The 25,371-nt window shown below is 44.9% G+C and carries 24 protein-coding genes and 1 pseudogene; 9 read left to right on the top strand and 16 right to left on the bottom strand.

Annotated elements, in window-relative coordinates:
• Positions 1-239: 239 nt before the first annotated feature.
• Positions 240-737 (bottom strand): ArpU family phage packaging/lysis transcriptional regulator, encoded by a 498-nt coding sequence (locus tag QNH46_RS17325; protein WP_283925372.1) that lies wholly within the window; start codon positions 735-737, stop codon positions 240-242.
• A gap of 327 nt (positions 738-1,064) precedes the next feature.
• Here QNH46_RS17325 and QNH46_RS17330 point away from each other — a divergent pair, with 327 nt between their 5' ends.
• From QNH46_RS17330 to QNH46_RS17340, 3 genes are all read left to right on the top strand, one after another.
• Positions 1,065-1,418 (top strand): helix-turn-helix domain-containing protein, encoded by a 354-nt coding sequence (locus QNH46_RS17330; protein ID WP_283925373.1) that lies wholly within the window; start codon positions 1,065-1,067, stop codon positions 1,416-1,418.
• Between the two features lie 111 nt (positions 1,419-1,529).
• Positions 1,530-2,123 carry an ImmA/IrrE family metallo-endopeptidase gene (locus QNH46_RS17335; protein ID WP_283925374.1) on the top strand — a complete coding sequence of 198 codons (594 nt, stop codon included), beginning with the start codon at positions 1,530-1,532 and terminating at the stop codon, positions 2,121-2,123.
• 4 nt (positions 2,124-2,127) lie between these two features.
• The gene (locus tag QNH46_RS17340; protein ID WP_283925375.1) at positions 2,128-2,454 is read left to right on the top strand and encodes a hypothetical protein; all 327 of its coding nucleotides are present in this window, start codon (positions 2,128-2,130) and stop codon (positions 2,452-2,454) included.
• 149 nt (positions 2,455-2,603) lie between these two features.
• Here the strand turns inward: QNH46_RS17340 and QNH46_RS17345 are convergent.
• Both QNH46_RS17345 and QNH46_RS17350 read right to left on the bottom strand, forming a co-directional pair.
• Positions 2,604-2,840: pseudogene (locus QNH46_RS17345) on the bottom strand (carbohydrate ABC transporter permease); the annotation flags it as partial.
• Positions 2,807-3,430: a hypothetical protein gene (locus QNH46_RS17350; RefSeq protein WP_283925376.1), complete on the bottom strand. Its 624-nt coding sequence runs from the start codon at positions 3,428-3,430 to the stop codon at positions 2,807-2,809. The gene QNH46_RS17350 and the pseudogene QNH46_RS17345, both read right to left, overlap by 34 nt.
• Positions 3,431-3,698: 268 nt before the next feature.
• Between QNH46_RS17350 and QNH46_RS24625 the strand changes: the two genes are divergently transcribed.
• The 4 genes from QNH46_RS24625 (at position 3,699) to QNH46_RS17365 (ending at position 8,318) form a co-directional block, all read left to right on the top strand.
• Positions 3,699-3,827, top strand: a complete 129-nt coding sequence (locus QNH46_RS24625; protein WP_430216641.1) for a huazacin family RiPP peptide — start codon at positions 3,699-3,701, stop codon at positions 3,825-3,827.
• Between the two features lie 90 nt (positions 3,828-3,917).
• On the top strand, positions 3,918-5,381 hold the full coding sequence (locus QNH46_RS17355; RefSeq protein WP_283925377.1) for a radical SAM protein: 1,464 nt from the start codon (positions 3,918-3,920) through the stop codon (positions 5,379-5,381).
• 11 nt (positions 5,382-5,392) lie between these two features.
• The gene (locus QNH46_RS17360) at positions 5,393-6,646 is read left to right on the top strand and encodes a radical SAM protein (protein ID WP_283925378.1); all 1,254 of its coding nucleotides are present in this window, start codon (positions 5,393-5,395) and stop codon (positions 6,644-6,646) included.
• Between the two features lie 22 nt (positions 6,647-6,668).
• The gene (locus QNH46_RS17365) at positions 6,669-8,318 is read left to right on the top strand and encodes an ABC transporter ATP-binding protein (protein WP_283925379.1); all 1,650 of its coding nucleotides are present in this window, start codon (positions 6,669-6,671) and stop codon (positions 8,316-8,318) included.
• Between the two features lie 79 nt (positions 8,319-8,397).
• Here QNH46_RS17365 and QNH46_RS17370 read toward each other — a convergent pair whose 3' ends face one another.
• From QNH46_RS17370 to QNH46_RS17390, 5 genes are all read right to left on the bottom strand, one after another.
• A complete protein-coding gene (locus QNH46_RS17370) occupies positions 8,398-9,225 on the bottom strand; it encodes a carbohydrate ABC transporter permease (RefSeq protein WP_283925380.1) in 828 nt (275 codons plus the stop codon).
• Between the two features lie 26 nt (positions 9,226-9,251).
• Complete coding sequence (locus tag QNH46_RS17375) at positions 9,252-10,127, bottom strand: carbohydrate ABC transporter permease (protein WP_283925381.1); 876 nt, start codon at positions 10,125-10,127, stop codon at positions 9,252-9,254.
• A gap of 82 nt (positions 10,128-10,209) precedes the next feature.
• A complete protein-coding gene (locus tag QNH46_RS17380; protein WP_283925382.1) occupies positions 10,210-11,529 on the bottom strand; it encodes an ABC transporter substrate-binding protein in 1,320 nt (439 codons plus the stop codon).
• 149 nt (positions 11,530-11,678) lie between these two features.
• Positions 11,679-12,788 (bottom strand): response regulator transcription factor, encoded by a 1,110-nt coding sequence (locus QNH46_RS17385; RefSeq protein ID WP_283925383.1) that lies wholly within the window; start codon positions 12,786-12,788, stop codon positions 11,679-11,681.
• Positions 12,781-14,445, bottom strand: a complete 1,665-nt coding sequence (locus tag QNH46_RS17390; RefSeq protein ID WP_283925384.1) for a cache domain-containing sensor histidine kinase — start codon at positions 14,443-14,445, stop codon at positions 12,781-12,783. The genes QNH46_RS17385 and QNH46_RS17390 overlap by 8 nt, the downstream gene beginning before the upstream one ends.
• Positions 14,446-14,866: 421 nt before the next feature.
• Between QNH46_RS17390 and hcp the strand changes: the two genes are divergently transcribed.
• The gene (hcp, locus tag QNH46_RS17395; protein ID WP_283925385.1) at positions 14,867-16,558 is read left to right on the top strand and encodes a hydroxylamine reductase; all 1,692 of its coding nucleotides are present in this window, start codon (positions 14,867-14,869) and stop codon (positions 16,556-16,558) included.
• 368 nt (positions 16,559-16,926) lie between these two features.
• On the opposite strand, the gene QNH46_RS24630 is transcribed toward hcp, so the two are convergent.
• The 7 genes from QNH46_RS24630 to QNH46_RS17425 all read right to left on the bottom strand — a co-directional run bounded on the left by QNH46_RS24630 (position 16,927) and on the right by QNH46_RS17425 (position 24,006).
• Entirely contained in the window at positions 16,927-17,178 is a 252-nt protein-coding gene (locus tag QNH46_RS24630; protein WP_430691845.1) for an ATP-binding cassette domain-containing protein, read from the bottom strand.
• 215 nt (positions 17,179-17,393) lie between these two features.
• On the bottom strand, positions 17,394-18,740 hold the full coding sequence (locus QNH46_RS17400) for a sensor histidine kinase (RefSeq protein ID WP_283925386.1): 1,347 nt from the start codon (positions 18,738-18,740) through the stop codon (positions 17,394-17,396).
• A 41-nt stretch (positions 18,741-18,781) separates the two neighbouring features.
• A complete protein-coding gene (locus tag QNH46_RS17405; RefSeq protein ID WP_283925387.1) occupies positions 18,782-19,456 on the bottom strand; it encodes a response regulator transcription factor in 675 nt (224 codons plus the stop codon).
• A gap of 60 nt (positions 19,457-19,516) precedes the next feature.
• Positions 19,517-21,622, bottom strand: coding sequence for an MMPL family transporter (locus QNH46_RS17410; protein ID WP_283928478.1), 2,106 nt, complete (start codon positions 21,620-21,622; stop codon positions 19,517-19,519).
• Between the two features lie 219 nt (positions 21,623-21,841).
• The gene (locus QNH46_RS17415; protein WP_283925388.1) at positions 21,842-22,879 is read right to left on the bottom strand and encodes a cysteine peptidase family C39 domain-containing protein; all 1,038 of its coding nucleotides are present in this window, start codon (positions 22,877-22,879) and stop codon (positions 21,842-21,844) included.
• 573 nt (positions 22,880-23,452) lie between these two features.
• Positions 23,453-23,800, bottom strand: a complete 348-nt coding sequence (locus QNH46_RS17420) for a hypothetical protein (protein ID WP_283925389.1) — start codon at positions 23,798-23,800, stop codon at positions 23,453-23,455.
• Positions 23,800-24,006, bottom strand: a complete 207-nt coding sequence (locus tag QNH46_RS17425) for a phosphopantetheine-binding protein (protein WP_283925390.1) — start codon at positions 24,004-24,006, stop codon at positions 23,800-23,802. Before QNH46_RS17425 ends, QNH46_RS17420 begins: the two co-directional genes overlap by 1 nt.
• 119 nt (positions 24,007-24,125) lie before the next feature.
• Between QNH46_RS17425 and QNH46_RS17430 the strand changes: the two genes are divergently transcribed.
• On the top strand, positions 24,126-24,293 hold the full coding sequence (locus tag QNH46_RS17430; protein WP_283925391.1) for a hypothetical protein: 168 nt from the start codon (positions 24,126-24,128) through the stop codon (positions 24,291-24,293).
• Positions 24,294-24,349: 56 nt separating this feature from the next.
• Here the strand turns inward: QNH46_RS17430 and sigK are convergent, their stop codons facing one another.
• Positions 24,350-24,877, bottom strand: a complete 528-nt coding sequence (gene sigK, locus QNH46_RS17435; protein ID WP_283925392.1) for an RNA polymerase sporulation sigma factor SigK — start codon at positions 24,875-24,877, stop codon at positions 24,350-24,352.
• Positions 24,878-25,371: the final 494 nt, after the last annotated feature.

The raw sequence follows: 25,371 nt of genomic DNA on the forward strand, positions 1-25,371 counted from the left end.
ATCGAGTGCCATTTTAGTCATTAAAATCAGTGAAAAAAATATCTTCTCCTGGAGCAAAGACATCACGAATGGTATAACACCCAGCAAGGTTCAAAAGTACTTAACTAAGCCCTCGTTCTGCTGCTCGGGTGCAGTCCGCGAATATGTATCCGGCGTTCTCCAATTCATATCCTTCCCTTTTACAGACACCTTCATAATTTGGAGAGATTTCCCCATCATCAAACAAAAAAAAGCCGGCATCAGCCGACTCCATGCACAGATAATGTTGCTCTCCTCTCCTCTGGTTCCACAAAGACTTCAAGCTTCATAGCTATGGCGAGCAGCTTGAGCGCGCTGGCTTTGATGCGCCGGTACGTCCGGTCGCTAATGCCCATTTCCCCGCAGCTGATGAAGTCGTATTCGCGCTCGCCCGCCAAATAACTGCGTTCAATGACTTCACGCTGCATAACGGTAAGCCCGCCCATGGCCTGATCCAGCAGCTCCGATTTTCTCCGCAGCTCAGCCTCCCGGTCGATATTGCGCAGCGCAACCTGCTCGGTCGGCTTGTGAACGGCATGTGTAGCCCCGTGATATCTCTGTGAATAGCTGTGCGTTACACTCGCCAGTTCGCGAATGTAGCCAATCTGCCGATACTGCCGCACTTCTTCAAGAAACCCGATGACCGCTGCTCGGGTTGCGGCCTCATCCACCGGCAAACTATGAAAAATCGTAAATGAATTCATTTGTCGCTTGCTCATTGTAAATCCCTCCATGAAATTCATTATTCTGCGTTTCCATTACCAATACGGCAACACAAACGCCGTACACTTACAAAGCAACAGCCCTTGTTTTCTTAAACAAATTACGTTTAAAGTGTTGATTTGCCCCTTCATTCAAGGTAAAATACATATATAACATTTTAATTCATCCACCAAATTACCGATTCGGTAATGATAATTCGATTATATATTACCATTTTGGTAATGTCAACATCTTACATCATTCATTTCATTCAAATATTTTTATGCCATTATGGTAACGGTGAGTTGGTTATTAGTAGAGTTCAAACAAAAGAGGGAGTGTCTATGCATACACTGGGCGATCGGATCAAACATCTTCGAGAACTGAAAAACTTAACCCAAAAAGACCTCGCATCTAGAGCAGGCTTAACGACTGTTCAGTTGTCGAGATATGAGACGAACGACCGGAAGCCAGACCCCGAATCGTTAAGAAGGATTGTCGATGCGCTGGACACCAACGGGGATTATTTGCTGGGGCGTACTTCCGATCCTTCGCCAACGGAGGAAATACAGGCGAGCATGTCCTTTTACGGCGGACCGGAAGCTTACACGGCGGATGAGATCGCTATGATGGAGGCCGCATTGAAGGCTTACCGCGAGCAGAAGAAAAAGCTTCTGGACAACCAATCCAATAATTAACTATAATGAAGGCAATACCCTGCAATCTCATTTATTCTCATTCAGGTCCTTAACCAGGACCTTTATTTGCACCTTCATACCGAACATACATTCCCATAAGAGGTGATATCCATGTTATTTTGTTATTATCAAGAGACCCATCTGGAGCAGTGGATTAACGCAAAGTACCGAAGCAGCGGCCTGCTTGATGCCGAGCAGCATGATATCGAGCGGATTGCGGAAGCTTTTGACATAGAACTCATATATGCAGACTGCCCGTCTTTTTCGGATAACGAGGAACGGGTCATATTCCTGAATAAACATACCCATGATGTGATGGCCCGGGTCATTTTCTTTCATGAATTATGCCATGTCCTGAGGCATGCAGGTGATCAGCGCGTCATGCCCAGCCTATTCAAGGATGCCCAGGAAGCGGAGGCGGATCAGTTTGTGCTGTATGCAGCCGTCCCTTTCTACATGTTCGAGAAATTGCCCATTCCGGACCAGCGGAGCGAAGCCATCCCTTTCATCGCTGAAGTATTCCATATTCCGCTTGAGCTGGCCGAGCAGCGGCTCGATCAAATTCAGCGGCGCGTCCTGCACGGCAGTCTGATGGCAGCGGCCCAGGAGGCTGAAAGGAGACAGAAGGAGACCGTGGTCAAATGGTCGCCCGAAACACAGCGGATTCTTTCCCAGCTGGAGAAGCAGCTTTGGGAGAAGGGGTGAAGATATGCGGATAAGAGCATTTTGCGATTTTTATAACGAAGCCTATAGACCTTTGCAGCTTGTGATCAAGTGTGAGCCGGGCGAGCTGGACTGGTCGAAGACATTATACATATCCCTGCCCTCTCCCCTCGAGCCGCTGGAGGCCGAGGATTACGGCGATGAACGAGGCGTGTCCGTGTTAATGGACGATCTGGTGAGCCAGGCAGATGACGACAGCCTCCTTGGTATTTTGCTCCCGCAAATCTACGGGCGCCACGGAGAGACATTTGAACTGCTCATTGTCCAGATGGATGACGTCGAGGAAATCCTTCAATTGGACAGGTATTACTGAACTGAGTTTTATTACAAAGCTGCTAAAGGGCTCCAGTTCACCGGAGCCCCTTAGCTATACATAGGAGAAGGAGTCAATAATCGCCCTTCCTTATTTAACCTGCTCCATTTCAAACCTATATGACCCGGAGCCCACGGTAACCCAAATTCCCCGTCGATATCGACCGCCTCGTAATAATCGGCCGGAATGGACATCATGCCCGCAATATAGATGACGGTAGCAAAACCGACACCTTTCCAAATATCCACGAGTCCGACCGAATAAATCGCGAGCGCCGGGTTGCCAAGCCAGTTCGGCCCCTGAATGCCAAGCGCCGCCAATGCCGTATTAATCAAGCCGCGGGACGGATGCATCAAGTAGCTAAATGTAATCCCGACCGCAAGCGTCCCATTTCATGGGCGTTGATATCGATCTTGAGCGAGCCAATTTTATCCCTCCTGGGGATCCGGTAGATATGGCGCACAAGGGAAAGGTTTTTCTCCCTGTAGCCTTCTTCATTGGAGGAGGACGGCGGGAGCAGCAAATAACCGCTTTTGGACATCGCATCCAGCCGGGTCTGCCAAAGCTCTTCCTGAAATACTTCGGCATTTACGGTTGATCCTGCCTCGTAATGATAGGAAATATGATCCGTCGTTAATAGGCGGATTCCCGCAATTTCCGGACGGGGATGGGCATAGTTGAAGAGCAAGGCAAAGAGCTCGTTCCTTACCTTCAAGCCTTCCTCAGGACCGATTTGGGCATGATTGGCCAGAATACCCTGTATGGCGGGGTCGCTGAAGATCGATAGAGAAATTTTCTCAATGTCATCCATAAAAAAATCGACGGTTTTGCTATACTGCCTGCTGAGCGTATTTAACATCGAGTAGGTATGCGTCTTCGTATCTCTCATATTTCCATAGTAGAAAATGAGGCAGGTTAAACCGATCACGACAAATAGAACGAGAATAAAAGCAATCAGAATTTTCGTCTGCAGCATCAGGTTGCGCCAGGTTCTCAGGAATATCATCTCTTTTCCCCATTGTCTGATAGATTACAGGTCACTTTGCATCTAATTATAACCATGGTTATTTTTATAACAACTAGGATTCAAAGCGAGAAACCATCCATATTTTTACTATATTTAACAAAATAGACACTATAACCTTGATAAAATTACATATTTACCATTTATAATATAAATCGAGAGGACTCTCACATTCTCATGATGATTTCGGATATTCCATCGGAGGAAGGGAGGGATAACGATGGCCATTCTCTTTTGTCAAGTCAAATGTATTTCTACCTGTGCAGTAGCATGCGCGGCTGACACAATTTCTCCAATCGCGGACGTCATTGGCTTCGCGGCGGGAGAAGCCAGATTCTTTAAGGCTTAATACGTAAATCATTGCTCGTGCCAAGGGTAAGTGGAAAGCGCTATCATTTACTCTTGGCTTTACTTAACAAGAAAGGAGATCATCGCTGCCATGATACAATTTATGTCAACGCCATTATTGTTTACGACTGCGGAAGATAACACCTATTGTTACGACAACAGCACCCGAATCGTATTTCCAGTAGGCGATACGGAGCGGCAATTTCTGCAGCAGGTGGATGCCGGTTCCTGCTATGACGAGAATGATTTCATTCAGCATGGTCTTTCCGCTCTGCTGGAGCAAATCCGGCATTACCGTCTGTTTCAATCCGTCTTCACTCCCCCGGTCATTACTGAACAGTACATGGAAGAGAAAATCCAGTCGGAGGGCATCTCCCATTTATGTCTGATCGTAACGGATGCCTGCAATTTCCGCTGTAAATACTGCATTTATTCCGATCATTACTATTACTCCAAGAGCTTCGCCAACCGGCATATGAGCTTCGATACGGCTAAGGCTTCCATCGATTATTTTATGAACGTGAACCGTAAAGCCGTGGAATATAATCCTAATATCGACATCACGATAGGCTTCTACGGCGGTGAGACCTTGCTGAACTGGAGGCTGATCCGACAGGTCGTCGAGTATACGGAACAGGCCTATTCCCTGCTGTTCCCGAATCTCGTCTATTCTATCACTACAAATGCTTATCTGTTATCCGAAGAGAATATCGACTATATGTTGGAGCATCGCTTCTCCATCTCTGTCAGCTTGGACGGCCATCCGCAAAATCATGACAGAAATCGAGTGACCATCGACAACAAGCCGACCTTCGCCAAAGTATTCAATAATCTGCAGCTGCTTGAAAGGATTTATCAGGAGAAGGTTGCTGCGCAAAAGCCCGCCATCCCCTACGGCATCCTGATTACATACGACAACCTGGCCGATTTCGAAGAAATGGAAGCATTCTTCGCCAGCCAGCCGAATATTGACCAGCGGGTACAGCGGGTAAGCCGAGTCAGTGACATGAATACGAGTTATTATGGCGATGAGCAGCAGTTGGAGCCGTTCTTGCAAAGGCGTGGCGAGTATATCCACCAACTGATCACCCGCAGCAAAAACAAGACCTTCGAGGACACGGCCACTCAGTTCTCCAAAACTGTCCTCAAGAGCATCATCTTCGAGCCGATGATGAATCTGCCCTATAATCCGAATGAGCTTAGGGGCACCTGCCTCCCGGGGCTGCATAAACTCGCCGTCGATTCCGAAGGCCGCTTCCACATGTGCGAGAAAATCAACCCGCATTACCCGATCGGTGACATTCATCACGGGCTGGATATATCCATGCAGGCTAAATGCATGAACGAGTTCTTTGCAGCGCTTAAGCATTGCGCGGATTGTAATTTATCCAATGTATGCAACCTTTGTTACGTGATTGCCGAAACAGATGGAAAGGGCTTTAGGCTGGAATCAGACTACTGTGAGCGATTCCGGGAAGGAATTGTCAGTTCTTTTTCCACCTACTATTCCATTATGGAGAGTAATCCGCATTTGTTTCAGGATCTCAGAGAATAGGGGGGCTGGCTATGTACTTCAAATTTAAGCCGGAGGTCGTCTTTACCAAGGGCAAAGACGGCTCTATACTGAGCAACCTAATGACAGGCCGCAAAATCTATCTTGATTCGGCAGACACCCGCAGAGCGGAAGTGTTGTATAATAACGACCGGCCGGGCCGAGTCCCGCCTGACGCTGGGAATTTGACGGCTTACTTGGCGGAGCAGGGCTTCGGGCAGTTCCACGAACGAAACATTCATGTGGAGAAAATAAAGACGAGCCGGATCGCTACGCTCAAATACGATAAATTAATCCCTTTCAAGCTGAATCGCCTTGTTCTTGAAGTCACCGGTTCATGTAACTTAAATTGCTTGTTCTGTACCGAAGAGAATATCGTTTACCAATCCTGCGGCTGTAAGAAATGGGAGAACAGCAATGAACTGAGCGAGCGGCAGTGGAAGAATATTATAAGCCAGGCTATGAAGCTCGGGATACAAGAATGCTTCCTTACAGGCGGGGAGCCTCTCCTCAAATGGAATTTGGTCAAGGAGCTGGTCAGCTATCTCCATGATCATCATATCGCCGTAACCCTCTTTACCAACGGCACCCTGTTGAATGCCAGTCAAGCGAAATTCCTTAAGGAGAAGAAGGTATCTTTGGCTTTGCAGATATTCGGAGAAGACAACCAGCGATACGAAATGATTACACAATGTGCAAATATGTATTGCAGTGTAGAGAATGCTATTCAATGGATTGATCACTATCAGATTCCCCATACCGTGTCGATTATCGTATCGTCGCTCAACGAGTCGGCCGTGGAGGCGATCAAATCAAAGCTCGGTGAGCGCAGTTATCAAATGATTTACATTTATCCGGCAAATCCCTACTCTTCTTCAGCAAAACGGCAGGAAATGCTGAATCCTCTGCTTAGGGAAATACCGGTCCATTTGGACGCAGTGCCTTATTTAATGCGGTATAACAACTGTTTATACGGCCAGATCTTCGTATCGGGCAGCGGAGAGGTCTATCCCTGCATGATGCTGCGCAGCCGTAAATTAGGCTCCTTGGACAAGGATCGCCTATGGGAGATTTTTGCCAGGAAAGAACATAAACCATATTGGGAAATGTCCAAAACGAAAATCAATCACTGCTCCCAGTGCGAACGAAACCTGTTCTGTTTTGACTGCAGAGCCTTGGATTTTTATGGTTCGAACGAGCTGGACGGCATGGTGTATTGCAATAGAATCCACCACCATTTAAACGAGGCGATCGCGGATGAAGAATAACCTGACAATATTATGGGTCTATTTGAAAGATTTCAAAAAGGGCTTGCTGCTGGCCTCCCTGCTCCTTGTCGCCCTATCAATTCTTACGATTATACCCGGTTTACTGCTTAAGAGTATTTTTGACAACGGAATCTCTCAGAATAACTTTCAGCACGTCATTGCGTTCAGCAGTATTCTGGCCGCGATATATATAGTGAAGAGCATATTCAACTATTTCTCCAATCTGGTGTTCACTAAAGTGAGCCAAAATATCGTCTTTAATTTAAGAAAGAACATCTCCACAAAATTGTTAAAACTGCCGATGGAATTTTTCAATTTCTATCCCAGCGGTTACCTGACCTCCCGGCTAAACGAAGCCAACAATATCGGGGGATTGATATCGGCCAATACGTTCAAAGTGGTGCTCAGCTTTTTTGAATTGATCGCCACGCTGATCATCCTGATCAACATTAATCTCAAGCTAACCTTGATTCTTTGTCTGGTCATGCCCGTGTATTACCTGATTTCGAGTAAGTATTTGTCTTCCATTTTCAAGGTTTCGACCGAGGCAGCAGAGAAAGGGGCAGTTCTGAACAGCCGGATCCAGCAATCAGTACAGGGCATTGAAGAAATAAAAAACCTGTCGGTAGAGGGAGAGGAGACCGAGAAGATCAACACCGCGACGAAGGAGCTTGTAGATATCAGCATCAAGCAGTCCATTCTGTATTCCATAGGACTGGAGCTGATTATCCTGGTTGGAGCATTATCATCGGTTCTGCTCATTATCGTGGGAGGACGGGATGTGATCTTCAGCGGGATGACAATCGGAGGCTACATCGTCTTCATGAATTATCTCCCCAAGCTCTATTCGCCGATCCAAAGCTTGTCCTCGACGGCCTTAACGATTCAGCCTGCCCTTGTCAGCTTGAAGAGGGTGCATCTGTTTCTTGATCAAATGGGCGAAGACGAGAATTCCAGTAAGGAAAAGATCGATACCATTCGCAGCATCGATTTCGACAAGGTATCCTTCAAATACCAGGAGGATCAGCCCGATGTACTGAACCAGGTGTCCTTTCGCTTGGACAGCAAAGACAAGCTGTTGATCAAAGGGGCCAACGGTTCAGGCAAAACAACAATCCTTCGCCTATTAATGGGACTGTATACGGTCAGGGATGGTAAAGGGCAAATCCTGATCAATGGAAGGCCTATTGATCAACTGGACAAGCATGCGCTTCGTACGAAAATCGGGATCGTGTCCCAGAAAATTTACCTGTTTGACGATACGATTGAGAATAACATCAAATATGGAGCTGGCAGCCCGGATCAGGCGGCCTATGCCAAGGTGCTGGAAATGACGGGTTTGGATAAAATCATCGCCTCTTTTCCGGAGGGAGAAAATACGCTTGTAGGCGAGAACGGAAGCCTGCTGTCCGGCGGGCAAATTCAAAGAATTGCCATTGCCCGGGCCCTGCTTAAAGGCGCTGACCTGCTGCTGTTCGACGAAGCCATTTCCCATATGGACGCGCTGGGCAGAGACAACATCAAGGAACTGATCACGGGGGAGCTAGCGGATTATATCTGTGTCATCATCGACCACAGCAATGAGTTCGACGGTATCTGCAACAAGAGCATTTACCTCCAAGCCAAGGATAACAGCAGCCACCTGCTGCATTCTAGTCAAGTTGAAATGTAGGATGAAATAGTAGATGAAGCGCAGAAAGGCCTGCCCCCGGTATTCTTCCGGGTTCAGGCCTTTAATTTAGCCATGCCTATTATCCTTTTACCGCAGAGCCCATGGTCATCGCCCTTTCAACCTGTTCACTGAAGAACAGATAGATGATCACCATCGGAAGGCTGGCAATCGTCATCACTGCCCCCATTCCGCCCCAGTCGGTGCTATATTGACCCTGAAAGAACAATAGTCCCAGGGGTAGTGTTTTCATCGATTCATCGGAAATAAGTATGTTCGCCAGCATGAACTCATTCCAGTTGTTCAAGAATTGAAATATGACCACCGTCGCAATAGCAGGTACGACTACAGGTACTATAATATTAGTGAATAGCCGATAGACACTCGCTCCGTCCATACATGCCGCTTCTTCAATTTCGGAAGGAATATCGCGCATAAACCCATAGAAAATAAGCGATGAAAATGGCAATCCAATCACGATATAAGGAATAATGAGCGCTCCATACGTATTCGCCAAGTGAAAGTCTTTTACGAGAATAGCAAGAGGTATCATAATGACCTGCAATGGCATGAACATGCCAACCAGCATATAGAGCCGGACCGCTTCCCGAAACCTCCAGCGCAGCCGGGCGATAGCAAACGAGAACATTAACGCTAAAATGACGATAAATAACGTTGCCACCGTAGAAACGACCACACTGTTCATAAAATACTGCGGAAGATTAAATTGAGTCCAAGCGTTAATGTAGTTTTCATATCGAAATTGGGTCGGCAGCCCAAATGGATTGGTAACGAATATTTCATTGTTGTCCTTGAGCGAATAGGAAATCATCCAGAACAGCGGATAAACAGAAATAATGAAATACAGCCATAAAGGAACCTGGATGAGGAATGATTTAACCCGTTGCATAACGATCTCTCCTTCTAAGATGCATGTTAACCATCTTTACGATCAAACACCTTGTTGATAATCATCGTCGCTACTAGTGAAATGGCGACTAATAATACGGATATGGCTGAGGCATAGCCATACTTATTCTCCAGGAAGGCATACCGGTAAATCATGAAGGTTAAAGTATAATTGCTCGTGCCAGGTCCGCCATTCGTCATAATAAGCATTTGTACAAAAGCGCCGATTCCTGATGTGATCGCAATGATAAAGCAGAATTTAAAGGTTTCTTTCATCAAAGGGAGCGTTACTTTACGGTGAGCCATCCATTTGCTGCAGCCGTCGATGGTTGCCGCTTCATAGTATTGCTCGGGGATCGATTTCACTCCTGCATACAGGAGGCTGAATTGATAGCCCATGAACTGCCAGGCGTTAACAAAAGCAATGGCAACAATCGATACCGTCGGCGAAGTCAGCCAGTTTTGCTGATATGAGATTCCCATGATCTGAAAAAGCTTATTGATCAAACCATTCGTCGGATCGTACATCGCTATCCAAAGCTGGCATACTACCGTCACAGACAAAATCACCGGCACAAAATAAGCCGTTTTCAGCATTTTTCTGAACTTGACTCGCGGATCGGCACAAGCCAGCGCTAGAATCGTTCCGAGGCCAATTTGAAAAACGACCAGGACAACGGAAAAAATAAAGCCATTTCGCAAAGATGTCATGAGGAGAGGATCCTGGAACATTTCCTTATAATTATCGAGACCATTAAACACAGCCGTACCTAATCCGTCCCATTCAAAAAAGCTGCGATACATCGTTTGCAGCACTGGTGAGATGAGAACGACAGTATAGGCTAGCAATGCCGGAAGCAGAAAAATCAGTATTGCCTTCTTGTTGCTTAAATATCTATCCATGGTGTAACCCCACTCCTTTCCTGGAAGCAATCCCCCCCTGATTTAACACATGCATCAAGGGGGGCGGCCTGGGTCCTATGTCTTACTTGTTCTCTTTAGCCAATACGGAATTTAGATTTTTAATGAACTGTTCCGTGGAGAAGCCGTCGATCAGCATACTTTGCGTATTGTCATCCAGCACATTCTTGATCGAAACATTGTTCAGGGCGACCGCATAATCGGTAGCATTTGGAAGTATTTCATCTGCAATGCGCTGCATCATCGGCGGGATTTCCGCCGTGATTTCTTTATCCACTTTTACGGATACGATCGGACTGCCAAGCTGAGCGTATTTATACTCGGCAGCCTTTTGAGCCAGAAAGCTGGCTACCTTCACCGTCAGCTCCGGATCTTTCGTCGATGGAGATACGGCAAAACCGCCAGGGGATGGGGAACCGTTGACTGCATATTTTGTTTTTTCATAGGTTTCTTCATCTTTTGCCGGCCAGTACATCCAATCCACTTTATCGCCAAGCTTTTCTTGAGAGCTGTAAATTTCCCATTGTCCGTTCACGAACATTGCAGCCTTACCCGTGTAGAACAAAGAAGAAGCCTGATCATAGTTCGTATTTGTAGCGTTTACATCAAACAGCCCAGCTTCTTGCAATGTTCTCAGTTGATGAGCTGCAGTGATGAAGGACTCGGGCAGTTCAGTGACACCGGCTTCATCCAGCTTTCCGTAGCCCATGGCTTCCTCCCGCGTAACAAAGCCTTGATAAAGCGCTGTAGGAATCCACTTCTCTTTAGCAAAAATGGATAGCGGAACATACCCTTTTTCCTTCAGTTTTTTGGCAGCCTCTGCTAACTGATCCACGGTCTTGATCGGAACTTCAATACCAGCCTCTTCAAATATTTCTTTGTTGTAATAGAGGATCTGGAATTCGATGCCAGTAAATGGAAAGGCATAAATATGACCGTCTGGTGCAATTAACCTTCCTTCAACCCCAGGATTCAATTTATTCTTAAAAGCTGTCGTTTCTTCAAATTCATCTAATAAAAGAACGTTTTTAGATTTGGCAAACGTTTGCAAAGTTACCCAGTCTGTTTCGAATATATCCGGCATATTCCCGGTAGCGGCATAGGTTTTTAGCTTCTGGTATCCATCCTGTACCGCAGGATCCAGCACGATTTCAACATTCGGCATTTCCTTCTTCAGTTCTTCTACCGCATAGTCAAACGGTTTGGAGGTGTCGTCGTCAAAATGCTGGGCATACACCTTCAGCCTAACCTTCTCTTCTCCTGAATTACCGCTTGAGCCTGTCGAACCCTGACTCGAATTCCCCCCTGAACAAGCAGCTAGAAACAAAGATAACATGGCGATGGTGACTAGAGCTGTTAAAGACTTGAACCAAACTTTTTTCATGCTTTTACCCCTCTTTTCTGGATTTAACGTGCTGTTCACCTTCTGCTGGCAACGCTTTCAAGGTGTATGTTTATTATAAAATTGTTCATCATTTTGATTAATGCAATAATCGAGCATCATAAGGAATAAACAGGACAAAAAAGACGAATCTACTCAGGATTCGCCTTATTTGCATGAAGCTGCTCGAATTCGGAAGGGGTTAGACCAAATCTTTTTTTAAAGCATTTGGAGAAATAATTGGGGTCATTATATCCTACCTTCTCTGCCACGGCCGACAGCTTCATGGGTCTGGTTAGCAGAATGTCCTTCGCTTCCTTCATGCGAATGTAGGTGATATAATCTACGACTGAAATGCTAGCTTCCTTCCTAAACACTTTGCGCAAATAACTGGCATCGACATATAGGGCTTGTGCCACACCTTCGACAGTCAATTCTGAATCTGAATAGTTTTGTTGGATATATGCTTTGGCAGCCGTAAATAATTGATACGATTTCGAAGGCTTAAAAGATTGCCTATAGTTAACCGCTTTGCTGAACAGCTCGGCGATCCATCCCAGGGCCTCTTCCCAGGATGGCAGCGCTTGTCGCTGCTGCTCTAGCGTGCTTTCCGTTCCCCACACTTCTTCCGGGTTCAGTTCGGACTCTAGGATATAAGCACGACAAAGGTTGATGAAGGCCTCCAGATAGCTCTGTCCCCTAGCGCTCGAAATGGAAATATCCATCTTGTGAATCACCTGCCAGATTCGGCTCAGCTCTTCATGGACAGCATCCATCTCCCTCATCCTGAGCGTCAAAATCAGCGTCTCCTGCACATCAAAGGGGAGAACTCCAAGGTTTGCCGCTTTCTGAAGGGGGATTTTCTCCTGAAAAGAAGGCCGGGAGCGTTCATCTAACGTACGTTTTACCCGCTGAAGTGTTGTCGAAAATTCAACCTTATTGAACGGTTTAAGCAAATAATCCTGTGCCCCGAGCCGAACCGCCTGCCTCGCATAATCAAATTCACTGTGCCCTGTCACAAATACGACGGAGATATCAGGCTGTGTCTGCTTTAGCAGTTCCGTCAATTCCAGCCCGTCGATAAATGGCATGGATATATCAATGAATGCGAGATCCGGTCGATTCTCCTTGGCTTCCTCCAGCGCTTCTCTTCCATTAGCCGCCTCGCAGCAAATATGAAATCCGTGGCTAGCCCAGTCCAGTTTGCTTCGCATATAGTCTCTGAATAATGGTTCATCATCAACAATCATGACTTTATACATTCTGCTCACCTTTGCTGTAGTTATTGGGAAGAATGAGTTTAACCGTTGTTCCTTGGCCCTCTCTGCTCTCAATATGAATACCATAGATGTCACCGAAATACAGCTTCAGTCTTTCATGCACGCTAAATATGCCAATCGATGTTCTCTTAGCCGAATCCTCTTTGAAATCAGTAATCCGGGATATAAGCTGGGGGGACATTCCTACGCCGTTATCCTCCACTTCAATGATTACATGCTCGCTGTCCGCATGCGCACGAATCCGAATAAAGCCGCTGCTGTCCTTCGTCTTCAGTCCATGATAAATCGCATTTTCAGCCAGGGGCTGCAGCGACAGCTTGGGAATATGGATGCCCTTGAGTTCGTCAGGAATAGCAATATCATATTGTAAAATATGAGGATAACGAACCTGCATAATCGTTAAATAGTCATTAACGATTTTCACCTCTTCTTCCAGCGTAATAATTTCATAGCCTTTACTCAGAATGACACGATAGAAGTCCGCAAGAGCTTTGGTTGTGTCTCTAGCCTCTTCCGTTCGCTCCATGTCAGCAAGTACATAAATCGTATCTAAGGTGTTATAGAGGAAATGCGGCTTTATCTGGGCATGCATCAGCGCCAGCTCGTATTCCCGCTTACGGAGCTGTTCATTCTCTACGGTGGCGATAAGCTGCTTTATGCGGTCGATCATGAGATTGAATACGGTAGCTAACAGTCCGGTCTCATCCTGCGCGCGAATAGCCGCTGTAACGTTCAGATCGCCTTCCTTGACTCTGCGCATCGATTTAGCAAGCTGAAGCAGGGGATTTACTAGGATCTTGGATAATAGAGCTATTCCTAGCAATGCAAGCAATAAACAAATCATCCCGATGACGACGGTCATCCAGACATTGTGACTGATCATGCTTTTTAGCGCAGTCATCGGGTTCATATTCACCAGGCTCCAGTTCATCCTGTTGTAAGGATATACGCTGATGAATTCCTGCCCTTGGTCACGATCGACAATTTCTGAATAGGGTTCATTAAGAAACGTCAAGGGCCGCTTCATCTTTAAGTGATCGAACGGCTCTAGAACATATTCCGGATTCGAACTGGAAATAATCCTCTGGGTCGTATCCACCAGCAAATAGGTTTTGGAAATGCCCTGATTATTCTCTGTGCCGAGAAATGAAGAGAATGTCGTCTCCTTCACATTGATAAATAAAATGCCTAATTTATTGCCGCTATCTACATCGATCACGACCTTGCCGAGAGTAAGAACGGGAACCGCCGGGTCACTGACCAGAAAATTACGCTGCTCCATTGAAAACCAGCGATTCCTTCCATAGCTTCCCATCCGAGTCACCTGTTCGATCATTCCGCTATCAAATACCTGCTGTTCATCCTCGTTTATGCGAGAGTATGAAGTATGAATATGGTTGTTCCTATCGATAAAAATGGCAGAATCAACATCGGGAAACAGAATAAGATCCGTGGATAGTTTGCTTTGGATCTGCCGTCTGAACTTCAGCTCTTGAACCGAATCACGCTGCTCAGGGGAGCTGGCAATGATGCGATTAATATCAGTAGCAATAAAATTAGCGCTGTTCTCTGCATTGCCAATAATAGAATCGATTTGAGATACAATTAATTTTGACTCATCCAGGGCACTTTGTTCCATATTTTGGATGGTAGATTGACTGAAATTGTAGCTAGAGAGATAGCCCGATATAAAGAGTGGAATAAAAATCAGTGGAAGGAATATAAGAATAATCTTGTGCATGATTTGTAATCGTCCAAACCATGGGAACATGGTCCTCCAGCTTCTCACAACATGACCTCCAGTGATTTCATAGCTGCTATTATTTATCCATTCTAAAATTCAAATCCTAATTTGTATAGGCTGTTTTAAAAACATCTGTCTTTACAAAAGAAAACGGTTTGTTATCTATTTTCGCTAATTATGGATATTTTGGATCCGATTGATATATTGTGATTCCAATCACCTAGTCGCCTTTCCTCCTGCGTTATGCTTCTGATAGATAGATGATGTAAATGATTCTCAAATCGTTTTCACAAATAAAAATGAGGTGGTCGCATAGATGAATCAAGCTGCATTAAATCATCATGACGAGCGGATGCCGATGTTTTGTTTTCAGTGCCAAGAGGCATCTAAAGGTGTCGGCTGCACCATCGTAGGCGTATGCGGGAAGACGCCTGAGGTCGCCAACCTGCAGGATTTGCTTATTTTTGTTTTGAAAGGCATCTCCTTCTTCAGCGTGGGTACGGAGCTGCCAGAATCGCTGGAACGCCGGACATCCGTCTTTATGATGGATTCATTGTTTGCTACAATCACAAATGCCAATTTTGACCGGGACGTATTCGTCGCTAAAATTCGAGAGGCGCTCGCTCTTCGTGATGAAGTACGTGAGCACTGGGAGCATCAGCATCCAGCCAGCCAGACGTTATTGCCAGATGCGGCGGTTTGGCATGACAGCGATGAAGAGGCATTGGATGCCAAAGCCAAGGAGGTTGGCGTACTTGCCACCGCAGATGCGGATATCCGCTCCCTGCGAGAGCTGCTCACCTATGGACTTAAAGGAATGGCGGCATATCAGTATCATGCCTATCAACTGAATTATACGAACCGCGAAGTGGAGCAATTTATGCAGCGAGCGCTTGCCGCTACTTTAGATGATGCATTGACCGCAGATCAAATGGTCGCACTCGTAATGGAGACGGGCAAATTCGGCGTAGATGCCATGGCCATGCTGGACCAAGCCAATACCGGCGTTTATGGTCATCCCGAGGTGACGAAAGTCAACATCGGAGTGCGTAACCGCCCGGGCATTTTAGTGAGCGGCCATGACCTGAAGGATCTGGAAGAGCTGCTGCAGCAAACCGAGGGAACTGGCGTGGATGTGTACACCCATAGCGAAATGCTGCCGGCCCACTACTATCCGGCCTTTAAGAAATACGAGCATTTTGTCGGGAATTACGGCAATGCCTGGTGGAAGCAAGCCAGTGAATTCGAGAGCTTTAATGGCCCGATTCTGATGACGACCAACTGCATCGTACCGCCGAAGCCTAGCTATGTGAAACGCATCTTTACGACAGGAAACACCGGCTATCCTGGATTGCGGCATATTCCGGAGGGCGTAGACGGTCAGCCTAAAGATTTTTCCGAGTTGATTGCCCTAGCCAAGCAGTGCCCGCCCCCCACCGAGCTGGAGACCGGGGAAATCGTCGGCGGCTTTGCCCATAACACCGTGACGAGCATTGCCGACCAAGTAGTCGATGCCGTGAAGGCTGGAGACATTCGGCGTTTCTTTGTCATGGCCGGATGCGATGGCCGGATGAAGTCGCGCAGTTACTATACCGAGTTTGCCCAGCAGCTTCCACGCGACACAGTCATTCTCACCGCGGGCTGCGCAAAATACAAATACAACAAGCTTGATCTCGGCGAGATCGGAGGCATCCCGCGCGTCCTGGACGCAGGCCAATGCAACGACTCCTACTCGCTCGCCATCATTGCGTTGAAGCTGAAAGAGATATTGGGGCTGGATGACATCAACGAGCTGCCGATTTCATATAATATCGCCTGGTATGAGCAAAAAGCGGTCATCGTGCTGCTGGCCCTGCTCTATCTTGGGGTCAAAAACATCCATCTCGGGCCGACGCTGCCTGCTTTCCTCTCTCCGAACGTGGCCAATGTGCTGGTGGAGCAGTTCGGCATCGGCGGGATTTCAAATGTTGAGGATGACATGAAGATGTTCCTTGGGGCTTATGCTTAATAATTAGAAAAACGTCAAATTGGCGTAATCCCAAAATTATACTTTCATATGTTAAGAAACAGGCTGCGTCCCTTGTTTGGTTGGATGGGAACGCAGCCTGTCATTTATCAGAATACTATTTCTAAACCAATGACCTAAAGTTCAGCCTTCCCGATTTCTCATAGGTAAAATAGAGCGCCTGCTGCCCATTTTCCCTATCTTTCGTGAAAAGGATGAAATGAGTCCAGCATATCAGCCAAAATTGCATCCCCTAGAATAGCCGATCCAGTCCCTTCATCAACCCGTTTTTTAGACGACTCCTGAATTCTAGTGTGTTTCTTCTTCCCGCTCAGTCCATGCAGTATGGCTATGTAATCCATGATTTCCTTTTAGCCTATTCTCTTCTGCAAATGTCTTTGCATCGCGGCAGATTTCATCGTCTGTCCATCAAAATAGACGGTCCCAACGGTTGCTTCCCTAATCCCTGCGATAATACTCATTAAAGTAGTCTTACCGGCACCGTTCCACCCGATTAGGCCGCATAGACCGGGACCAATGTTAAGTGAAACCTTATGAAGCCCGTAGACTTTCTTCGAATATCGATTGCTGATTTGGTACCATTTGAATTTGCATGCTTTCACCTCTTAACGACTTATACCGTTCTTTCAAACATGGCGAACATCATTTTTTCCGCTTCGGGTATCGGCAACATCATGTGGGGTTGTGCCCGCAGCTAAAAAGAGCCGGCATCCGCCGGCTCCATAAATAAGTGTTGTTTGCATAGACAAAGTTATAACTGTTTTCATCAAAATTGCGATGCTCTTGATTTTGAGATGCCCATGATAGCCGTATCCGCTTATTGGCTTAGGCGAGAATCCTTTTTAGGCAATGTAATAGTAAAACAGGTTCCTTTCCCGACTTTACTTGAAACATGAATGCTTCCACCATGTAATTCGACGATTTGTTTGACGATGGTCAATCCAAGTCCTGTACCTTCTTTGCTTCTGGAGGAATCTTCCCGGTAGAAACGTTCGAACAAATGGTGGAGTTCACTTTCCTGTATACCTATCCCGGTGTCCTTGAACTGGATGGTAACACAATGATTGAAGTCCTCCATCTCGATTTGAATGGAACCATGAGGTTTATTGTACTTCAAAGCATTGGTTAATAAGTTATCCCATACCGTCTCCAATAGGCTTTTATCTCCATAGAAATGGACAGGTGTCGTTTTATAATAAAGCTCAATGCCCATTTCCTCGATGCGCCACAAATATTTGTGCGACAAGCTTTTGAGCTGTTGGTCTAGCGAGAAGAATGAACGCTCCAATCTATAGTTCGACTGATCTAATGAAGTAAGTAGCAGTAGCTGTTTCGTCAAAATCGACAGACGTTTCGCTTCCGCCTCGATAATGGATGAGAATGCTATTCGTTCTTCTTCCGTTGTCGATTGGGATTTCAATAAATCCGCATAACCTTGAATATTAAGAAGCGGCGATTGAAAATCGTGCGACACATTGCTGATGAATTCTTTCCTGGACTGATCATTCACCTGCAGTTGCTTCGTCATCTGATTGAAGCTCTCGGCAAGCTGTCCGATCTCGTCTTTCCGATTAACCGTTAGCAAATGATCGTACTTCTCCAGCGAAATCTGTTTGGTTGCTTCCGTAAGCTGCGCGATAGGCCGAATAATCTGTTTGGCAGTAACAAGCATGGCTAGAAGACTAATCAATGCCATGGATATAATCATGATCGCGAAAATAATGTGAAGTTCATCAACGAGAATATCAATATGCGGCCGTAGAAATAATCCATAATGTTCACCTTGATAGCGAAATGGTACGCCCACTGTATTTTCCAGTTCATTGGCAAACCTTCCGCTCATGAAGGTATGATTCGGAAAGCTTTCCATTCCGTTATAAATCTTCCCGCTAAATACAGATGATTTCACAGCTTCCGGTAACGTTTTTACTTTAAACTCGCTCCCAATAAACCTAGAATACCCCGAATCGCTAGTTACATATAACTGATACCCCACCTGACCAAGCGTCTTTAAATAATGCTCCAAATCTACATTTGGAGTGGATTCAATGTACTGTGTAATTTGCTGCGCTATTTGAATATTTTTCTCACTATCCAATTCTTTCGTGGCGGAATGATAATACGCATTCGTCAAAAAGAAAGATACGACTGTACTAAATAACATAATGAGAACAGTAATGAGGGTAAACTGCCGATACAGGGTCTTCACGAATGCGGAACCTCTAATCGATAGCCAACGCCGCGAGTCGTGCTAATTTCAACGTTTGCACCCAATTGCTTTAAACGCTCGCGAAGTCGCTTGATATGGGTATTCAAGGTATAATCGTCCCCCTCATAATCATGTCCCCAAATTTTCTCCATGATCATGCTGCGTTCCATGATGTGATTTGGACGGCTAGCCAGCAAGGCTAACAGCTCAAATTCTTTCAACGGCATCACAAGAGTACGCTCACCTGTCGATACTTCATAGGTTTGACGACTAATGGTCACATTGCCTACCTGAATCACCGACTGATACTCCTTTTCAAATCTCCTTAGGATAACAGCGATGCGGAATAGCAGCTCCTTCGGCTCGAACGGCTTCACCACATAATCTTCCGATCCCGCCAAAAATCCTTTTGTCTTGTCTTCCAGTTCGCCTTTCGCGGTTAGAAGCAGAACCGGAATGCCGTAGTCTTTGCTTAAGATCTTCGTTAATTCAATTCCGTCCATTCCGGGCATCATCACGTCAACCACAGCCAGGTCAGGCACTTCGCTCTCCAGCATATCTAAGGCTTCTGATGCGTTATTCGCGTTTAACACTTGATATCCTTCACGTGTGAGATGAATGCTAACAAGCTGTAAAATGTTCTTATCGTCATCAATTACAATGATCTTCATCGGAGCCCCCCTCAGCCAAAAAATGCAGAGACCGTAGAAATAGTCTCTGCATTTTTCAAATTACTTAACCTTATCCTTCTCAAAAAATAAGATAACAGCTGGCAACAATATTCCGCGCACCAAGAATGTATCCATCAGAATACCGATGGCTACAATGAAGCCGAAAACGAACAAGTCGGCAATAGGCATAGTCATTAGCGCTGCGAACGTGGCTGCTAATATTAAACCGGCCGAAGAGATGACGCCGCCCGTGTTACGAATGGCAATCTCTAACGCTTCCTTCACCTTATGGGATTTACGTTCCTCTAAGAAACGGGATACCAGAATAATGTTATAATCGATGCCCAATGCGACAAGGAAAATAAAGGAATATACAGGAACACGGGTACTTATCGCATCATAACCAAAGAAGGCATCAACAAGGAACAGACCAAGTCCTAATGCAGCTACGAATGAGGCCAGGATGGTAGCCATCATGTAAGCTGACATTCGGATCGATTTAGTCAGAACGAACAGCAAGCCAAGAATGAGTACCGTCTCAAGGACAACAATCAGCCATATATCGCGGTTATTCACCTCGCGCTCATCAACCAGCTTCGGTGTAACACCACCATAATGAATCTCGCCGGTTATCCCTGCATCGGCTAACATTTCATTGCTACCTTCGCGCAGCTCTTGGACCAGATCTATGGCTTCTACCGAATACGGATTAAGCTCAAGGCTCATGCTGTATTTTAGTGCTGTATTATCCTCCGATACACTGTTTAACCTAACCGACGCAACGTTGTCTTCGTCAAGCAATCTCGTACGAAGCGCCTCGATTTGTTCTTCAGACAGAGCCTGATCACTTTCCACCAAGATCGAAGTAGGTGCTAGCTCTCCCTTATTAAACCGAGTTTCCACAATCTCATATCCTTCGCGAGAAGGTAAGTCTTTCGGAAACGATTTTACCATATCGAACTCATAATTCAAGTTAAACACATTAAGTGCAGTTACGACCATTAAAATCGCTATCAGTCCACCCGATAATCCTGGCTTGTTGACTACAAATTTAGCTACTGGACCCCAGAAACCATGTTTGATTTCTTCATCTTTACCGAACTTAGGCACTCTTGGCCAGAATGCTTTACGCCCGAACAGTGTAAACAGGGCAGGTACCAGCGTGACCGATGCGATCATAATAATGAGCATGGTGGTACCGAATATAGGCGCGAAATTCTGGTAATCCCGGAAGCTTGCGAAGAATAAAACAAGCATTGCTGCAAATATTGTACCGCCTGCAAGGAATACCGGCATGCCTGTAGCACGCATGGCATACTTCATAGCCTCGTACTTGCTCTCGTAATGATTCAACTCCTCACGGAAGCGCGAGAAGACGAACAAGGAGTAATCAATAACTGCCGCGAACAGGAGGATACTCATAATCGAGGTTGTCGAGTTATTAATTTCCAACCCGCCTGCGCCCATCAAGGCAACGACCTGATTTGTAACTTGGTAGACAATCGCTGTCGCCAATAAGGGAATGAGCGCCAACAAAGGGGATCGGTAAATAGTAATTAGAAGCAATAAAATAATCCCGATCGTCGCCAGCAATAACACGATGTCCGCACGTTCAAATAGCTTTAACGTATCGCCAGCAATACCTGCAGGACCCGTTATTCGAAATACGGTGTCCGTAAATCCTTGCGCGGCTTCATTTCCGACCTGTGCGACAGCATCGATCGTTTCGCCAATCTGACGGCTGTCGGCTGCCGGGTCTAGGGTCATTGGAATAATCATCGTGGATTTATCCTCAGACATGAAAGCAGCGGTTGCTTGAGGCGGCAATTTGGCAATATCTACAATTTGGTCAACGCCTGCCACATCTGCCGATATAATCGCATTCATAATCTCGGTTACTGCCGAGAGATTTACTTCGCCATTTTCATTATGAAACACGAGAATGCCTGGCGTACCTTGATCATTTGGAAAGTACTGCTCCAGCTTTTCATTCGCAATGATAGATGGTGCATCATTTGGTAACGATTGGAAATTGGTCACCTTATAGTTGCTTAATTGGGGTCCGGCGCTTAAACCAATCATAAGAACGAGCCAAACCACAAGTGTAATCCACATACCTCTCTTTGTCGTAACCCAATCTGTAATTGATGTCAATAGTGACTTCATCTTTTCCTCCTTGATTTCCATTATCGATACATAAATCATGTTTCTACGGCTTTCATCATATTCTACGAATCTAAACTCTAAATAAACTCTTATAGAATTTCCAGAAAATGTAAGATACACGAAAAAGGCACCCGATTGGGCGCCTTTGCATTGCTTGTGGTTATGAACACGATATGACGGGTTTTCCGTGCAGCTCATTCAGCTCCTGCTCCAACACGGTTAATCGCTAATTAATCCTCTGCAGGTTGTCCCTAATATTATTGCTTTTGTTAGAAGTTTATTTAAAAAATTCACTTCTTTTAAATATACTTGTTCAAGGATATTTAGTATTTTCAATATATTTTTTTTGTCTTTTATTAAGTTAAATTTAATATTCAAATTCATGGCGATCTGTAATTCTTTTATAAAAATGTCAATGCATTCTAATAATTCTGTATCTTTAACACCCATTTCTTTTAAAAAAAATGCTGTACGGGCTTTCATTATTTTTTTATGTTCTATTAAAACATAAAGATTTTTTGTTAATAAATTGATATTTTCGTCATTTAAAGCTAGTTTGTAGTACTTAATTAATACTTTATATATGGATATACCAAAAAAAGTATCACAGTTGGTATAGTAATCTTTAACAAAACTTTTAATGGTGTTCTTCGAATGCTTATACTCAGTAATTAAACAAACTAACACATCTCTATTTAAATTATTTTCTACATATTTAGGCTTCAACATAAATATTTTTTTTAGATAGTCATCGTTATTTGTTTTGAAATATTCAGGTAATCTTTCATATGATTCCTTTAACTCAGAGTAGCTTACCAAATTAAACGATAGTTTGTTACTAATATCATAGCCCACAACATTAAAAGTACCTTTCTTTTCATCATAACCATATATCATTATTCCATGTCCGAAATTATACTTTCTATAAGCTTTAGAAAATGGCAAAAAATACTCATCGACGTGTAAAAAAATATAGTATTCTTTTTCAATATGGTCTACTAAAAATTTAATAATATCAACATCAATTTCTCTTCTAGTCAGTAAATAACTTTCGTCTTTAAACTGTGAAAAAGATAAAAAGTCATCTTCACAATAATCAAGCACTGCGACTCCATTTTTATATTCATCCACTTTTAATTGTATATACTTGTCAAATATTAGTTGATCAATTTGATGATTAACCTCTAATATTGACATAATATATGAATGTTGAGGTAGCGAGTCTATTGTGGGATATACAAGAGGAAGAACCTTCATATTAAGCACCCCCGAAAAAGAGATATTCATGCACTCTACATGATGCAAGTACTGGTTGCTGTCTTTTTGTCAAGTTCATAAGCGAAACCAAAGTTTGATTCATCTCATTTCAGAACGCTATGATATTAATAACAGAGAGATTGGGGCTTCTTATGAAAATCTTTACAAAAAGTGGACCAATTGGCCTCTTATACCCTGCAAATACAAGGGGTTACTTGGCTTTCAAACCCCTGGTCAACCGAACGCGATTTCCCTCTACCCAGTCTCCCTATTTCTTCTGCAGGCGTAAATTCGTTTCATTGAAACTGACTATGTCCCAGGTCCAGTCCTTCCTAGGTGATATGTAGGTAACTTCTACGGTTTTATGTTTTTTTAGATTCTCTAGGGGACGTCTAACCGAGTTATGCTCAATCGCAGCTGTAATTACAATTGATAATTACCTCTTTCAGAATTCGCTCCCCTTGTTATTAAATCTACCGTAGATAAACCAATTTCACTTCATGGAAACCCTTTCATAAAGTTGCACAAGTAATAAATTCTCTAGTTTATATTGCCTCTTCAACAGCCTATAGATTACCATAAAAAAAAGTTTATTACAATTATTTTTGGAAGGAGCCAATCGATACTTCGCTTGAAAAAAGCGATCAAATCCGCTCCCGTCTCCATCCGGCTGAGCAGATCTGCCGTAATGATTTTGAGATGAAGCAGCTCATTGTAATGGTGTGTATGCATGGGCTGATAGTAGTTAACAAGGATGTGTTCATTTAGATGATTAAAAGACTCAGGGTCCGCGCTCCATTGAATATAATGGCTGTGAAGCCAGGGGAGAAAGTACGGCTCCGGCATGACGGATAATGGATACGCATGGTGCAAATAGCTGTACAGCGCAGGCTGCATATGAACAGGGAGCTGTTTATGCATTATTGTATTCCCCCTCCACCAACAGCAACCGCCAGCTTCTCCTCAATATACGCCGCCATCTTACGGATCGTATTGCATTCCTGGAGATCGAAATGGTCGATGTCAAAATGCCTCTGCAGTTCTACCTCAAGCTTGAGCGCAAGTAACGAATGCCCGCCAAGCTCAACAAAATCGTCATCGATACCGATATTGACGTTTTCAAGCACCTCCGACCATACGGTGGCCAGCTTCTGCTCCAGCTCCGTTTGCGGTTCAGCGTATTCCGTCCCAGTATAATTACTACATTCTCAGCGCCACAGGCACCCTGGATATTGCCTATCCGAACTTGAAACCTCAGATTGACGCGATGAAGCAGTTCACCGATGTCTTTGTTTATTCATCGGATACAAACAAAGGGAATTTCTACTTTATCGCTGCCGATGGCGGTACGCATGCTTGGAATTGGGTGAACCAGTATATTTACGACATATTGCCGGACCTCTTTCGCAACTAAAGAGCCGAATTAGATCACCAGAATGGCCGAGCGGCTCACGAGCCCTCGGCCATTCCTCACTTCTTCTTATAAAACTCATGATACAGCTTCATCAGCGCCCTTTTCTCAATCCGCGACACATAGCTCCGGCTAATGCCCAGTTCCTTCGCGATTTCACGCTGCGTCCGCTCTTCGCCCCCATGTTCAAGACCAAAGCGCCCCTTAATGACCTCCTGCTCCCTTGCTTCGAGAATATCTAGGTTTTGGTAGATTTTGCTCTTCTCCATCTTCAACTGAACCCGGTCCACCACATCGTCGGCTTCCGTTCCAAGAATATCTATAAGCGTGATTTCATTACCCTCTTTATCCGTTCCAATCGGATCGTGCAGCGACACATCTTTACGCGTCTTCTTCAGTGACCGAAGATGCATCAGTATCTCGTTCTCAATACAACGCGCCGCAAACGTCGCCAGCTTGGTCCCTTTATTTGGCCGGAAGCTCTCGATCGCCTTGATCAGACCAATCGTCCCGATCGAGATCAGATCCTCCAGGTCTTCGCCTGTGTTGTCGAATTTTTTGAGGTTGTGAACACGAAACGATGTCATTCTCAGAAAGAAGCTGTTGACGTTTCAACTCATCAAGGGCGCCTACGGCTGTGACTTTTACTTCATCCCCATCAAAACGGATCAGAATCTCATCAACTAATGTCTCCACAATATGGCGCTTATCCTCAAAGGTCAGTTGATCCCCGCCGCTCTCAACAAACATGCGGATCGTTTGAGTCAACTCAGCCATTCGGGAGGCGGAAAGTTCTTTTTCCAACAATTCGGATTGTTGTTTTTCGTACTCGAAAAGCTCTTGTTGTAACGATTTCAACCCAGAGTTGATGAGCTGCATTTCGTTAAACATCTCTTGCTCGTCGATAACTTCCCGCTTAAACATGACTTTAATCTTTTCTTTTTCCTTTTCTTTTTGCTCAATCTGTCGTTTAATATGGTCCACAGCAGACTGCAACTCCATATGAAGCTCTGATGATCTGCTTTGCAATCGTTCGATATAATCATCCGGATTGGTTAGTGTTTCCAAGATTAAATTCCAC

Source organism: Paenibacillus woosongensis (assembly GCF_030122845.1).
Taxonomy (GTDB): Bacteria; Bacillota; Bacilli; order Paenibacillales; family Paenibacillaceae; genus Fontibacillus; species Fontibacillus woosongensis_A.

What these genes read in the sequence shown, in the direction of transcription:
- QNH46_RS17325 (WP_283925372.1), bottom strand. Translation starts at nt 737, where the DNA reads ATGAGCAAGCGACAAATGAATTCATTTACGATTTTTCATAGTTTGCCG.
- QNH46_RS17330 (WP_283925373.1), top strand. Translation starts at nt 1,065, where the DNA reads ATGCATACACTGGGCGATCGGATCAAACATCTTCGAGAACTGAAAAAC.
- QNH46_RS17335 (WP_283925374.1), top strand. Translation starts at nt 1,530, where the DNA reads ATGTTATTTTGTTATTATCAAGAGACCCATCTGGAGCAGTGGATTAAC.
- QNH46_RS17340 (WP_283925375.1), top strand. Translation starts at nt 2,128, where the DNA reads ATGCGGATAAGAGCATTTTGCGATTTTTATAACGAAGCCTATAGACCT.
- QNH46_RS17350 (WP_283925376.1), bottom strand. Translation starts at nt 3,430, where the DNA reads ATGCTGCAGACGAAAATTCTGATTGCTTTTATTCTCGTTCTATTTGTC.
- QNH46_RS24625 (WP_430216641.1), top strand. Translation starts at nt 3,699, where the DNA reads ATGGCCATTCTCTTTTGTCAAGTCAAATGTATTTCTACCTGTGCAGTA.
- QNH46_RS17355 (WP_283925377.1), top strand. Translation starts at nt 3,918, where the DNA reads ATGATACAATTTATGTCAACGCCATTATTGTTTACGACTGCGGAAGAT.
- QNH46_RS17360 (WP_283925378.1), top strand. Translation starts at nt 5,393, where the DNA reads ATGTACTTCAAATTTAAGCCGGAGGTCGTCTTTACCAAGGGCAAAGAC.
- QNH46_RS17370 (WP_283925380.1), bottom strand. Translation starts at nt 9,225, where the DNA reads ATGCAACGGGTTAAATCATTCCTCATCCAGGTTCCTTTATGGCTGTAT.
- QNH46_RS17375 (WP_283925381.1), bottom strand. Translation starts at nt 10,127, where the DNA reads ATGGATAGATATTTAAGCAACAAGAAGGCAATACTGATTTTTCTGCTT.
- QNH46_RS17380 (WP_283925382.1), bottom strand. Translation starts at nt 11,529, where the DNA reads ATGAAAAAAGTTTGGTTCAAGTCTTTAACAGCTCTAGTCACCATCGCC.
- QNH46_RS17385 (WP_283925383.1), bottom strand. Translation starts at nt 12,788, where the DNA reads ATGTATAAAGTCATGATTGTTGATGATGAACCATTATTCAGAGACTAT.
- QNH46_RS17390 (WP_283925384.1), bottom strand. Translation starts at nt 14,445, where the DNA reads ATGGAACAAAGTGCCCTGGATGAGTCAAAATTAATTGTATCTCAAATC.
- hcp (WP_283925385.1), top strand. Translation starts at nt 14,867, where the DNA reads ATGAATCAAGCTGCATTAAATCATCATGACGAGCGGATGCCGATGTTT.
- QNH46_RS17400 (WP_283925386.1), bottom strand. Translation starts at nt 18,740, where the DNA reads ATGTTATTTAGTACAGTCGTATCTTTCTTTTTGACGAATGCGTATTAT.
- QNH46_RS17405 (WP_283925387.1), bottom strand. Translation starts at nt 19,456, where the DNA reads ATGAAGATCATTGTAATTGATGACGATAAGAACATTTTACAGCTTGTT.
- QNH46_RS17410 (WP_283928478.1), bottom strand. Translation starts at nt 21,622, where the DNA reads ATGAAGTCACTATTGACATCAATTACAGATTGGGTTACGACAAAGAGA.
- QNH46_RS17415 (WP_283925388.1), bottom strand. Translation starts at nt 22,879, where the DNA reads ATGAAGGTTCTTCCTCTTGTATATCCCACAATAGACTCGCTACCTCAA.
- QNH46_RS17420 (WP_283925389.1), bottom strand. Translation starts at nt 23,800, where the DNA reads ATGCATAAACAGCTCCCTGTTCATATGCAGCCTGCGCTGTACAGCTAT.
- sigK (WP_283925392.1), bottom strand. Translation starts at nt 24,877, where the DNA reads ATGACATCGTTTCGTGTTCACAACCTCAAAAAATTCGACAACACAGGC.